Source organism: Rhizobium sp. BK650 (assembly GCF_014195325.1).
GTDB lineage: Bacteria > Pseudomonadota > Alphaproteobacteria > Rhizobiales > Rhizobiaceae > Rhizobium.
Window position 1 is genome coordinate 201,242 of the sequence record NZ_JACIBK010000006.1, and the last position, 14,188, is coordinate 215,429.

At 60.5% G+C, this 14,188-nt stretch carries 7 protein-coding genes; all 7 read left to right on the forward strand.

From position 1 onward, the window contains the following. The first annotated feature begins 24 nt into the window (after positions 1 to 24). Complete coding sequence (locus FHX15_RS16715) at positions 25 to 3,345, forward strand: DUF2126 domain-containing protein (RefSeq protein ID WP_184398960.1); 3,321 nt, start codon at positions 25 to 27, stop codon at positions 3,343 to 3,345. Between the two features lie 14 nt (positions 3,346 to 3,359). Next, a complete protein-coding gene (locus tag FHX15_RS16720; protein WP_184399279.1) occupies positions 3,360 to 5,771 on the forward strand; it encodes a circularly permuted type 2 ATP-grasp protein in 2,412 nt (803 codons plus the stop codon). Beyond that, complete coding sequence (locus tag FHX15_RS16725; RefSeq protein ID WP_184398962.1) at positions 5,768 to 6,655, forward strand: transglutaminase family protein; 888 nt, start codon at positions 5,768 to 5,770, stop codon at positions 6,653 to 6,655. The genes FHX15_RS16720 and FHX15_RS16725 overlap by 4 nt, the downstream gene beginning before the upstream one ends. Positions 6,656 to 6,776: 121 nt before the next feature. Then, entirely contained in the window at positions 6,777 to 7,970 is a 1,194-nt protein-coding gene (locus FHX15_RS16730) for a TadE/TadG family type IV pilus assembly protein (protein WP_184399281.1), read from the forward strand. Positions 7,971 to 8,238: 268 nt separating this feature from the next. Continuing rightward, on the forward strand, positions 8,239 to 10,701 hold the full coding sequence (locus tag FHX15_RS16735) for a glycogen/starch/alpha-glucan phosphorylase (protein ID WP_184398964.1): 2,463 nt from the start codon (positions 8,239 to 8,241) through the stop codon (positions 10,699 to 10,701). Further along, the gene (gene glgB / locus FHX15_RS16740; RefSeq protein ID WP_184398966.1) at positions 10,698 to 12,905 is read left to right on the forward strand and encodes a 1,4-alpha-glucan branching protein GlgB; all 2,208 of its coding nucleotides are present in this window, start codon (positions 10,698 to 10,700) and stop codon (positions 12,903 to 12,905) included. The genes FHX15_RS16735 and glgB overlap by 4 nt, the downstream gene beginning before the upstream one ends. Before the next feature lie 19 nt (positions 12,906 to 12,924). Further along, the gene (gene glgC / locus FHX15_RS16745; protein WP_184398968.1) at positions 12,925 to 14,187 is read left to right on the forward strand and encodes a glucose-1-phosphate adenylyltransferase; all 1,263 of its coding nucleotides are present in this window, start codon (positions 12,925 to 12,927) and stop codon (positions 14,185 to 14,187) included. Position 14,188 lies beyond the last annotated feature (1 nt).

Below are 14,188 nucleotides of genomic sequence, written 5' to 3' on the forward strand. Positions count from 1 at the left end.
CGGCACGCGGACAAAAAGAGCAATATGTCGATCAAAGCCAGCATCTATCACCTGACCCACTATCAATATGACAAACCGGTCCGCCTCGGCCCACAGATCATCCGCCTGAAACCGGCCTCGCATTCGAAGACGCGAGTCCTGAGCCATTCGCTGAAGGTCACGCCGTCGAACCATTTTGTAAACCTGCAGCAGGATCCCTACGGCAACTATCTTGCCCGCTTCGTCTTTCCCGACCCGGTTACCGAATTCAAGATCGAGGTCGATCTCGTTGCCGACATGACCGTCTACAATCCCTTCGACTTCTTCGTCGAAGAGGAAGCGACCATGTGGCCCTTCGACTATCCGGAAACCATCCGCGAAGACCTGTCAATCTACATGACGCCGGAAAAGCCAGGCCCGCGCCTGAGGGCCTTTCTGGAAACGCTCGACCGCTCCGAGCAGAAGACGGTCGATATGGTCGTCGGCCTGAACATGCGCCTGCAGCAGCAGATTGGTTATGTGATCCGCATGGAAGCAGGCGTTCAGGCGCCGGAAGAAACGCTCGAGTTCGCAAAAGGCTCCTGCCGCGACACCAGTTGGCTGCTAGTCCAGATACTGCGCCATCTCGGCCTCGCTGCGCGCTTCGTCTCCGGCTACCTCATTCAGCTGACCCCGGATCTCAAGGCGCTCGATGGCCCCTCGGGCACGGAATATGATTTCACCGATCTGCATGCCTGGGCGGAAGTCTATCTCCCCGGCGCCGGCTGGATCGGCCTCGACCCGACCTCCGGCCTTTTAACCGGCGAAAGCCATATCCCGCTTGCCGCGACACCGCATTACCGCAATGCCGCGCCGATATCCGGCGGTTATTTCGGTGAAGCCGAGACCGGATTCGCCTTCGACATGAAGGTTGCCCGCGTGGCCGAACATCCCCGCATTACCAAGCCGTTTTCCGACGACGCCTGGGATGAACTCAACGAGCTTGGCGAGAAGGTTGACCGTATTCTCGCGGCCGAAGACGTGCGCCTGACCATGGGCGGCGAACCGACCTTCGTCTCCATCGACGATTTCGAGTCTGCCGAATGGAATACGGAGGCCGTCGGCCCGACGAAACGCGAGAAGGCCGACGCGCTCATCCGGCGGCTGCGCGCCCGCTTCGCACCGAACGGCTTCCTGCACTACGGCCAGGGCAAATGGTATCCCGGCGAAAGCCTGCCGCGCTGGACCTTCTCGCTCTATTGGCGCAAGGACGGCCGGCCGATCTGGTCCAATGACAGTCTCGTCGCGAACGAAGGCCGCAACTATCGGGTCACGGAGGACGATGCCGGCCGCCTGCTGACCGCAATCGCCGGCGAGCTTGATCTGGCGCCTGATTATGTGACCCCCGCTTTCGAAGATCCCGCTGAATGGCTGGTCAAGGAAGCAAGCCTTCCCGAAAATGTCGACCCATCCAATTCCAAACTTAAAGATGCCGAGGAGCGTAGTCGCATCGCCCGCGTCTTCGACCGCGGGTTGACGCGGCCGACCGGCTACGTGCTGCCCGTTCAGGCGTGGAATGCACGGGCCAGCGGCCGCAGCTGGACGAGCGAGAAATGGTCGACGCGGCGCGGCCGTATCTTCCTCATGCCGGGGGACAGTCCGGTTGGCTACCGCCTACCGCTCAACTCGCTGGCCTATATCCCGCCCTCGCAATATCCCTACATCAACCCGCTCGACCCCTTCGTGCAGCGGCCCGAGCTGCCGGATTTCGGACAGGACAAGGGACGGGAGCTGCAGGCCGCACACTTCCAGCCCTTCGCCGGCCATCAACCGATCATGCCGCAGTCGGCGAGCGAGATCGGCGGCCATATACGCACCGCGATTTCGGTCGAACCGCGCGATGGCCGCCTCTGCGTCTTCATGCCGCCGACCGAGACGCTCGAAGATTATCTCGATCTGATCGCCTCGACCGAACGCGCGGCTGCCGCTCTCGGCCTTGCCGTACATATCGAGGGATACGCGCCACCGCAGGACGAGCGCATCAACGTCATCCGCGTTGCGCCCGACCCCGGCGTCATCGAAGTCAACATCCATCCTTCCTCGACATGGAAGGAAACAGTCGACATCACCACAGCCATCTATGAGGAGGCGCGGGAGAGCCGCCTTGGCGCTGACAAGTTCATGATCGACGGCCGCCATACGGGCACGGGCGGCGGCAACCACGTCGTCGTCGGCGGCAGCAATCCCAACAACAGCCCCTTCCTGCGCCGCCCGGATCTCTTGAAGAGCCTCGTGCTGCACTGGCAGCGCCATCCGTCTCTCTCCTACCTGTTCTCGGGCCTCTTCATTGGCCCGACCAGTCAGGCGCCGCGCATCGACGAAGCCCGCCACGACAGCCTCTATGAGCTGGAAATAGCGCTGGCGCAGATTCCGGCACCCGGTCGCGGACTACAGCCCCTGCCCTGGCTGGTCGACCGCCTGTTTCGCAACCTCTTGATCGATGTGACCGGCAATACGCACCGGGCCGAGATCTGCATCGACAAGCTCTTCTCGCCAGATGGGCCAACCGGTCGTCTCGGACTCGTCGAGTTCCGCGGCTTCGAAATGCCGCCGAATGCCCGCATGTCGCTGGCCCAGCAATTGCTGGTGCGTGCGCTGATCGCCCGCTTCTGGAGAAATCCGGCCGACGGCAAGTTCGTACGCTGGGGCACCGCGCTGCACGACCGTTTCATGCTGCCGCACTATGTCTGGCAGGATTTCCTCGACGTGCTCGCGGACCTGCGCGAAAACGGTTTCGATCTCAGCCCCGAATGGTTCAAGGCTCAGCTCGAATTCCGCTTCCCCTTCTGCGGGGAGGTCGAATACGAAGGCTCGAAACTGGAACTGCGCCAGGCGCTGGAACCCTGGCATGTCATGGGCGAGCAAGGCGCGATCGGCGGCACGGTGCGTTATGTCGATTCGTCGGTCGAGCGCCTGCAAGTCCGCCTCGAAACCGGCAATGCCTCGCGCTATACCGTCACTTGCAACGGCCGGATCGTGCCCCTGACACCGACCGGAATGTCCGGCGTTTCCATCGCAGGCGTGCGTTTCAAGGCCTGGCAGCCAGCTTCCGGTTTACATCCGGTACTGCCGGTGAATACGCCTTTGACTTTTGATATTTATGATACATGGTCGAAACGTTCGATCGGCGGCTGCATCTATCACGTTGCCCATCCGGGTGGCCGGAATTATGACACCTTCCCGGTCAACGGCAACGAGGCGGAAGCGCGCCGCCTTGCGCGTTTCGAACCGTGGGGACATACGGCGGGCGGTTATATTCCGCGTGCCGAGACGGCCTCGCCTGAATTCCCGCTCACGCTGGATCTGAGGCGGCCTGCTGGAATTTGAAGAAACTGGATCTGATGGGCAAGAAGCCTGCACTGGAAATGAGAGACGAGATCGAAGACGCCGCCGGGGCGGCCTTCGACTATGCGCCTCTGCCTGGCATCGCCGACGAGATGGTAGACAATAAAGGCGCTATTCGGCCGGTCTGGCAGCGTTTCATTGCCCATCTGAACGCCATGCCCGAGAGCGATCTGGCCGAGCGTTTCGCCCGCGCCGACCGTTATCTACGGGATGCCGGCGTCTTCTATCGTGCCTATGGCGCCCAAGGCAGCGGTGAGCGAGCATGGCCGCTCTCCCACATTCCGGTGCTGATAGACGAGCGCGAATGGCAGGCGCTTTCCGCAGGCCTCGTCCAGCGGGCCGATCTGCTGGAGGCGATGGTCGCCGATATCTACGGCGAAAACAGGCTCGTGGAAGAGGGCATCATCCCCCCCGCCCTTATTGCAGCCAACCCCGAATTCCAGCGGCCCTTGGTCGGCGTGAAGCCGGCAACCGGGCACTATCTGCATTTCTGCGCTTTCGAGGTCGGCCGTGGCCCCGACGGCAATTGGTGGGTGCTTGCCGACCGCACGCAGGCGCCCTCCGGTGCAGGCTTCGCGCTCGAAAACCGCGTCGCGACCACACGATCCTTTTCCGACATCTACGCCGAAACGCCAGTTCACCGCCTCGCTTCCTTCTTCGGCGCCTTCCGCGACGCGCTGCAGACGATGAAACATTCGGGTGACGACCGCATCGCGGTTCTGACCCCCGGCCCGGCCAACGAAACCTATTACGAACATGCCTATATTGCCCGCTATCTGGGTTTCATGCTGCTCGAAGGCGAGGACCTGACAGTCGTCAACGGCCGCGTCATGGTGCGCACCGTTGCCGGCCTGAAGCCGATCGGTGTGCTCTGGCGGCGTCTCGATTCCGCCTATGCCGATCCGCTGGAATTGAACCAGAATTCGCATATCGGCACCCCCGGCCTCGTGGAGGCCCTGCGCGCCGAAACCGTCACCATCGTCAATGCGCTCGGCACCGGCGTTCTTGAGACGCGCGCCCTGCTTGCCTTCATGCCCGCCGTCTGTCGCAATCTGCTGGGCGAAGATCTTCGCCTGCCGTCCATCGCCACATGGTGGTGCGGTCAGAAGGAGGAGCGCGACCATGTGGCTGCCAGTATCGAGAAGATGGTCATCGGCCCGGCCTATTCCCGCGCGCCCTTCTTCGATGACGGTGGCGAATCCGTTCTCGGCTCGTCGCTTCGCGCCACCGCCAAGAATTCAATTTCGGACTGGTTGGCCAGCGACGGCGCAAAGCTCGTCGGTCAGGAAGTCGTTACCCTCTCGACCACACCGGCCTGGGTCGACGGCAAGCTGGCGCCCCGGCCGATGTCGCTGCGCGTCTTCGCGGCCCGCACCGCCAACGGCTGGCAGATCATGCCCGGCGGCTTTGCCCGCATCGGCTCGGGAGACGATGCCGCAGCCATCGCCATGCAATCCGGCGGTGCAGCCGCCGATGTCTGGATCGTCAGCGACAAGCCGGTAGAACGCCACACGCTTCTGCCTGCCGAAGGCAGCTTTACCCGCAATATGCCGGGTAGCCTGCCGAGCCGCGCCGCCGATAATCTCTTCTGGCTTGGTCGGTATATCGAGCGCGCCGAAGGCGCGCTGCGCATCCTGCGTGCCTGGCACGCGCGCTACGCCGAGGCGGCCGACCCGAACCAGCCGCTGCTGGCCGATGTCACCGAATATCTCGCCGCCGTCGATATCGATACGGCCGAACCGGTGCCGGAATCGCTACTGCGCAACATCGACAGCGCCGTCTATTCGGCGAGCAATATCCGCGACCGCTTCTCGCCTGATGGATGGCTGGCGCTGAACGATCTCGCCAAGACGGCCCGCCGCTTCCATACGACGATTACATCAGGCGACGATGCCAGCCATGCGATGACGATCCTGCTGCGCAAGCTCGCGGGTTTTGCCGGCCTCGTGCATGAAAACATGTACCGCTTTACCGGCTGGCGCTTCCTCTCGCTTGGCCGTTACATTGAACGCGGCCTGCATATGACCAGGCTGCTTGGCCATATGTCCGGGCCGGAAGCTCCCGATGGTGCACTCGACATGCTGCTGGAAATCGGCGACAGCGTCATGACCCATCGCCGCCGCTACAACGTCAACACGGCACGGCTGACGGTCACCGACCTCCTGGCGCTCGATCCGCTCAATCCGCGATCGATCCTCTTTCAGATGAACGAGATCCATCGTGAGGTCGAGCAACTGCCGAACGCCTTCTTCAACGGCCAGATGTCGCCCTTCTATCGCGAGGCGATGCGCCTGCATTCCGGCCTCGCCGTCATGACGCCTGAGGCCATGAACGGTGACGTCTACCGTCGGCTGGAGCGCGAGCTGGAACAGCTCTCCGACCTTCTGGCGCAGACCTATCTCGGATGACGGCCGTGCTCTACGATCTCACGCTGCATATGGGCTATGCCTACGACACCCCGGCATCCGGCGCGCGCCACATCATGCGTCTCATGCCGCTCTCTCTGCCGAACCGCCAACGCCTTGTCGCAGGCTCGATCAGCATTTCGCCGCAGCCGGACGAACAATCTCATTTTGTCGACTTCTTCGAGCATCCGGCAACGGCCTTCCTGCTGCGCTCGCCGCATGAAACGCTCGACATCCGCATGCAGGCCCGCGTGCAGGTCGAAGCCCAAGCCATCTCGGCGGATTTCTCGCCGCTGCTCGCCAACCTGTCGGAGGAAATCGCCGGCATCTGGTCGCTCGATCCAGATTCGCCGCACCATTTCCTCGGAGACAGCCCGCGCCTGACGGAGACGAAAACCATCAGCGACTATGCGAAGACCTGTGTCCAGCCTTCGCTGACGGTCATGCAGATTGCCTATGCGCTCTGCGCCCGCATCAACGAGGATTTCACCTACGATTCGGAAGCGACGAGCGTCGAGACGACGCCCATGGAAGCCTTCAAATTAAGGCGCGGTGTCTGCCAGGATTTCACCCACATCATGATCCTCGCCTTGCGCAGCCTCGGCATTCCCGCCGGCTACGTCTCCGGCTTCCTGCGCACCATTCCGCCGCCGGGAAAGGAGCGGCTGGAGGGAGCCGACGCCATGCACGCCTGGGTGCGTGTCTGGTGCGGCGAAACGGCAGGCTGGATCGAGCTCGATCCCACCAACAACATCCCCGCCGGCACCGACCATATCGTCGTCGCCTACGGCCGTGACTATGCTGATGTCGCTCCTGTCATTGGCGTACTCAAGAGCTACGGAAGCCAGCGTTCGGTGCAGGCGGTGGATGTAATTCCGCTGAAATAATCCCGAAGTTGTCAAAAACCTCCCCTTGCCTACAATTTTAGGTAACGCCTTCAGTGGCCTTTAAAGTCATCTGGTCCATCGATAGCGCCAACATAGGGCTCCTTTGAAATCGGTGGACATGATGAACACCCTGCATTCGCTTCTTGATCGGCTGCGGCGCGACCGTGGCGGCAACTTCGGCATAATGACGGCCATCTTGCTGCCTGTTCTTATAGGCGCTGCCGGTATCTCTATTCAGGTAACGGACATGCTGCTATCGCAGCGGCAGCTGCAGGAAGCAGCAGACGCGGCAGCGCTCGCAACAGCGACCGCGCTTGCAAACAAGACTATCCAGCTCGCCGATGCCCAGGCCTTTGCCCGTGACTTCGTTGCCGGCCAGATGGCAAATTATCTTCAGGACACCGCCGATATCAAGAACAGCACCACGGTGAACGTCTCCACCACGACCTCGGGCAAGTCTGTCTCATACCAAGTCACCGTGGCTCCGAACTACACGATCAATTTGAACCCGATGATGCGCGCGGTCGGTTTCAAAACGCAGAACATCGCTGCGTCAGGTACGACGGTCAGTGGACATTCGGAAACCCAGGGCTCGGTCTCCATGTATCTCGTTCTCGACCGCTCAGGCTCGATGGCTGAATACACTACTACGGTCAACGCTGCGGAGCCGACGAGGGACGAGACTGAGGATTGCAGCTATTACGACAGCAATACCCGCAAGTGGGTTAGCAAGATCTGTACAAATACAGTGACCAACTACTACACCAAGATCGAGGCGCTAAAACTTGCCGTCGCCAGCTTGGCCGGCCAGCTCAATACTGCCGATCCCGACAGCACCTACGTTCGCACAGGTTCTGTTTCCTATAACGACAAGATGCAGACGGCGCAGCCACTCGATTGGGGTACCACCAAGGTTGTCAGCTACGTCAACGCGCTGAGTGCCTCAGGTCGCACCGATTCCAGCGCGGCGTTCAAGAAAGCCTATGACAGCTTGGTAGACCCGAAGGAAGACAAGGCACATCAGGACAAGACCGGACAGACGCCGACCAAATACATCGTTTTCATGACCGATGGAGACAACAACGTAGCTTCGGCTGACACTACGACCAAGAAATTATGCGATGATGCCCGTGACAAGAAGATACAGGTCTACACGGTCGCTCTCATGGCGCCCGCCGGCGGAAAAGCTTTGCTGAACTACTGCGCCACGACTTCGGCTCATTACTTCGCGGCAGAGAACATGACTGCCCTTCTGAATGCCTTCAAGTCGATCGGCGCCAAAGCAGCGAGCCAAGCAACCCGCCTGACCAATTGAAGGTTCTGGCTTTTTCTGCAGAAAGCCGCTTCGGAACAAACCGGGGCGGCTTTTCGTTTGAACGTTATCGGCCTATCAGGGAAAACCGATTGAAATCAAGTCTCTTAAGCCCGTCGAATATGAAGGTTCCGCAAATTTTTCATTTGCCTGATTCCCTTGTTGCAAGTGCGTGATAACGGTGCATAAACTGCCCTGTCAGCTTGAGCGACAAATCGATTGAATCAGGCGTAAGATACTGTAACCAAATCAAAATTGGCGAGACCTGACTATGAATACTGTTTCGAAGCCGATCATTCCCTCCCCCGCTCCGCGCAGTTCCCGGCCTGAGATTCTCGCTGAGGAGATCATCGAGCGCCTGACCTACCGTATCGGCAAAGATGCCAAGGTTGCCAAGCCGCATGACTGGCTGACGGCGACCATTCTCGTGGTGCGCGACCGCATCATCGACAAGTGGATGGAATCGACCCGCAAGGTTTACGAGACCGGCGCCAAGCGCGTCTATTACATGTCCCTCGAATTCCTGATCGGCCGCCTGATGCGCGACGCCGTCTCCAACCTTAACCTGATGGAAGAGGTTCGCGACGCGCTGGCTTCGCTCGGCGTCGATATTAATGTCATTGCCGGCCTTGAGCCCGATGCCGCGCTCGGCAACGGCGGTCTCGGCCGCCTCGCCGCCTGTTTCATGGAATCGATGGCAACCGTCGATGTTCCGGCCTATGGCTACGGCATCCGCTACGTCCACGGCCTCTTCCGCCAGCAGATGGCAGACGGCTGGCAGGTCGAACTGCCGGAAAACTGGCTCGCCCACGGCAACCCCTGGGAATTCGAGCGCCGCGAAAGCGCCTATGAAATCGGCTTTGGCGGCTCGATCGAGGTCATCGGCGGCCATGACGAGCAGCCGCGCTACGTCTGGAAGCCGGCCGAACGTGTCATCGCTGCCGCGTTCGACACGCCTGTCGTCGGCTGGCGCGGCAAACGCGTCAATACGCTGCGCCTCTGGTCAGCGCAGCCGATAGACCCGATCCTGCTCGACGCCTTCAATGCCGGTGACCATATTGGCGCGCTGCGCGAGAGCAACAGGGCTGAAAGCCTGACGCGCGTGCTCTACCCGGCCGACGCAACGCCTGCGGGCCAGGAACTGCGCCTGCGCCAGGAATATTTCTTTTCGTCTGCATCGCTCCAGGACATACTGCGTCGTCACCTGCAACAATATGACGACTTCACCTCCCTGCCGGACAAGGTGGCGATCCAGCTCAACGACACGCACCCGGCCGTTTCCGTTGCCGAACTCACGCGCCTGCTCTGCGACGTGCACGGGCTGGATTTCGATACGGCTTGGGATATCACGCGGCGCACTTTCTCCTACACCAACCACACGCTTCTTCCCGAAGCGCTGGAAAGCTGGCCCGTTCCACTCTTCGAGCGCCTGCTGCCGCGCCATATGCAGATCATCTATGCGATCAATGCCAAGATCCTGATCGAGGCGCGCAAGACCCGCAATTTCTCCGACGCGGAAATCCGTTCGATCTCGCTGATCGATGAAAGCGGCGAGCGCCGCGTGCGCATGGGCAACCTCGCCTTTGTCGGCTCTCACTCTATCAATGGCGTCTCGGCCTTGCATACGGATCTTATGAAGGTCACGGTCTTCGCCGACCTGCACAAGCTCTATCCCGACCGCATCAATAACAAGACCAACGGCATCACTCCGCGCCGCTGGCTGCAGCAGTGCAATCCCGGCCTGACCAGCCTGGTGCGCGAGGCGATAGGCGACGAATTCCTTGACGACGCCGAAAGACTGCGCGCGCTCGACAAATTCTCGACGGACCCAAGCTTCCAGCAGAAGTTTGCGGCTGTGAAGCGTGCAAACAAGGTGGCGCTCTCCAATCTCGTCGCCAGCCGCATGGGCGTGAAACTTGATCCTTCGGCCATGTTCGACATCCAGATCAAGCGTATCCACGAATACAAGCGTCAGCTCCTGAACATCGTCGAAGCCGTGGCCCTTTACGACCAGATCCGCTCGCACCCCGAGCTGGACTGGGTGCCGCGTGTCAAACTCTTCGCCGGCAAAGCGGCGCCGAGCTATTACAATGCCAAGCTCATCATCAAGCTCATCAACGATGTTGCCCGCACGATCAACAACGACCCGTCCGTTCGCGGCCTGCTGAAGGTCGTCTTCGTGCCAAACTACAATGTCTCGCTTGCCGAAGTCATGGTGCCGGCTGCCGACCTCTCCGAGCAGATCTCGACGGCCGGCATGGAGGCATCGGGCACCGGCAACATGAAGTTCGGCCTCAACGGTGCGCTGACGATTGGCACGCTCGACGGCGCCAATGTCGAGATGCGCGACAATGTCGGCGAAGACAATATCGTCATTTTCGGCTTGCAGGCTGACGAAGTCGCCAAGATTCGCAGTGAAGGTCACAATCCTCGCGCGATCATCGAGGGCTCGCGGGAGCTGGCGCAGGCGCTGGCCGCCATCAGCTCCGGCGTCTTTTCTCCCGATGATCGCAACCGCTACACTGGTCTCATCGACGGCATCTACTCACACGACTGGTTCATGGTTGCCGGCGACTTCGATGCCTATGCCGCCGCCCAGCGCGAAGTCGACCAGATCTGGACCAACCAATCCTCCTGGTATGAGAAGACGATCAACAATACGGCGCGGATGGGCTGGTTCTCCTCTGACCGTACGATCAGACAATATGCAGATGAGATCTGGAGAGCCGGATGAAGCCGCCGAAAGCCGCCCCTGAAGTGAAGCTTCCCTGGGAAATTTCGGCAGACGAAATCGCGGCAATCCTCGGTGGCTCGCACGCCAATCCTTTTGCTGTCCTGGGCGTGCACCAGGTCGGCGAGGCCTTCGTCACCAGATGCTTCCTTCCAGGCGCCGAAGCTGTCACGGCAATGGCGCTGGATGGCACGCCGATCGGCGATCTCCACCAGCTTCATCCGGACGGTATTTTCGCCGGCCAGGTCTCCATCACGAAATTTCAGCCGGTGCGCTATCGGGCCCGGCGCGCTGACGCCGAATGGGCGGTGACCGATGCTTACAGCTTTGGCCCGGTGCTCGGCCCTATGGACGATTACTACGCTAGGCAGGGTTCGCATCTGCGGCTTTTCGACAAGATGGGCGCCCATCGCATCAAGCACGAAGGTGCAACCGGCATCCACTTCGCCGTATGGGCGCCGAACGCGCAGCGCGTCTCGGTCGTCGGCGATTTCAACAATTGGGACGGTCGCCGCCATGTCATGCGCTTCCGATCCGATTCAGGTATCTGGGAGATCTTCGCCCCCGATGTGCCGCTTGGCGTTCCCTACAAATTCGAGATTCGTGGCCAAGATGGCGTACTGCTGCCACTGAAGGCTGATCCCTTCGCGCGCCGCAGCGAACTTCGTCCGAAGACCGCCTCCGTGACGGCCGCCGAGCTTTCACAGGAATGGGAGGACGAGGAGCATCTGAAGCACTGGAGCGAAACCGACAAGCGCCGCCAACCGATCAGCATCTACGAGGTTCATGCCGGCTCCTGGCAGCGTCGTCAGGACGGCTCCATGCTGTCCTGGGATGAACTTGCCTCGAGCCTCATCCCCTACTGCGTCGATATGGGCTTTACCCATATCGAGTTCCTGCCGATCACCGAACACCCCTACGACCCTTCCTGGGGTTATCAGACGACCGGGCTCTATGCCCCGACGGCCCGCTTCGGCGAACCGGAAGGTTTCGCCCGTTTCGTCAACGGCTGCCACAAGGTCGGCATCGGCGTCATCCTCGACTGGGTGCCGGCACATTTCCCGACCGACGAGCACGGCCTCGGCTGGTTCGACGGTACGGCGCTCTACGAGCACGAAGACCCTCGCAAGGGCTTCCACCCGGACTGGAATACGGCGATCTACAATTTTGGCCGCACCGAAGTCGTATCTTATCTCGTCAACAACGCGCTCTACTGGGCCGAGAAATTCCATCTCGACGGCCTGCGCGTCGATGCCGTCGCCTCGATGCTCTATCTCGACTATTCGCGCAAGCATGGCGAATGGATCCCGAACGAGTATGGCGGCAACGAAAACCTGGAAGCCGTACGCTTCCTGCAGAATCTCAATACCCGCATCTATGGCGAGCATCCCGGCGTCATGACCATCGCCGAGGAATCGACCTCCTGGCCAAAAGTCTCGCAGCCGGTTCACGAAGGCGGCTTGGGTTTCGGCTTCAAGTGGAACATGGGCTTCATGCACGACACGCTGAGCTACATGAGCCGCGATCCGGTCCATCGCAGGCATCACCACAATGAGCTGACGTTTGGCCTGCTCTATGCCTATTCCGAAAACTTCGTTCTGCCCCTGTCCCACGACGAAGTGGTTCACGGCAAGGGATCGCTGATTGCCAAGATGCCCGGCGACGACTGGCAGAAGTTTGCAAACCTGCGCGCCTACTATGCCTTCATGTGGGGCTATCCCGGCAAGAAGCTGCTCTTCATGGGGCAGGAGTTTGCCCAGTGGGCCGAATGGAGCGAGAGCAAGTCGCTGGACTGGAACCTGCTCCAGTATCGCATGCACGAGGGCATGCGCCGCCTGGTGCGCGACCTGAACTTCACCTACCGCAGCAAGCCGGCGCTCCACGCCCGCGATTGCGAAGGCGACGGCTTTGAATGGCTGATCGCCGATGACTACCAAAACTCGGTCTTTGCCTGGCTGCGCAAGGCGCCCGACCAAAAACCGATCGTCGTCATCAGCAACTTCACACCCGTCTATCGCGAGAACTATTCGATACGGCTGCCGTCCGCGGGACGCTGGCGGGAAATTCTCAACACCGATGCCGATATTTATGGCGGCAGCGGAAAAGGCAATGGCGGGCGCGTGCAGGCCGTCGATGCCGGTGGCGAAATAAGCTGCTCGATAACCCTGCCGCCGCTGGCGACAATCATGCTTGAACCCGAGAATTAGTGACTGGTGGGAGGAGAAAATGGTAGAAAGACGCATTCAGCCACTTGCCCGCGATGCAATGGCCTATGTTCTCGCCGGCGGTAGGGGAAGCCGCCTCAAGGAACTGACCGATCGACGCGCCAAGCCAGCCGTCTATTTCGGTGGCAAAGCCCGCATCATCGATTTCGCATTGTCGAATGCCCTGAATTCCGGCATCCGCCGCATCGGCGTCGCCACGCAGTACAAGGCGCATTCACTGATCCGTCACATGCAGCGCGGCTGGAACTTCTTCCGCCCGGAGAGAAACGAAAGCTTCGACATCCTGCCCGCCTCCCAGCGCGTTTCCGAAACGCAATGGTATGAAGGCACCGCCGACGCTGTCTACCAGAACATCGATATCATCGAGGATTACGGCGTCGAATACATGGTCATCCTCGCCGGCGACCATGTCTACAAGATGGACTACGAATACATGCTCCAGCAGCATGTCGATTCCGGCGCGGACGTGACGATCGGCTGCCTGGAAGTGCCGCGCATGGAGGCGACCGGCTTCGGCGTCATGCATGTCAACGAGAAGGATGAGATCTTCGCCTTCATCGAAAAGCCGGCCGACCCTCCGGGCATTCCGGACAAGCCGGATTTCGCGCTTGCCTCCATGGGCATCTACGTCTTCCACACGAAGTTCCTGCTTGAGGCGTTGCGTCGCGATGCAGCGGATCCAACGTCCAGCCGCGACTTCGGCAAGGATATCATTCCTTATATCGTCGAGCACGGTAAGGCGGTCGCCCATCGCTTCGCCCAGTCCTGTGTCCGCTCCGATTTCGAGCACGAACCCTATTGGCGCGATGTAGGCACGATCGATGCCTACTGGCAGGCCAATATCGATCTCACGGCGATCGTTCCAGCTCTCGATATTTATGACAAGTCTTGGCCGATCTGGACCTACGCCGAGATCACGCCACCGGCGAAATTCGTCCATGACGATGAAGATCGTCGTGGTTCGGCGACGTCATCCGTCGTCGCCGGCGACTGCATCATCTCGGGCGCGAGCCTCAACCGGAGCCTTCTCTTCACCGGTGTGCGGGCCAATTCCTATTCCAAGCTGGAGGGAGCGGTCATTCTGCCCAATGTGAAGATCGGTCGGCGTGCGCAGCTCAAAGACGTTGTGATCGACCATGGTGTCGTCATTCCGGAAGGTCTCGTCGTCGGCGAGGATCCGGAACTCGACGCGCGGCGTTTCCGGCGCACGGAAAGCGGCATTTGCCTGATCACGCAACCGATGATCGACAAGCTGGATATCTGAC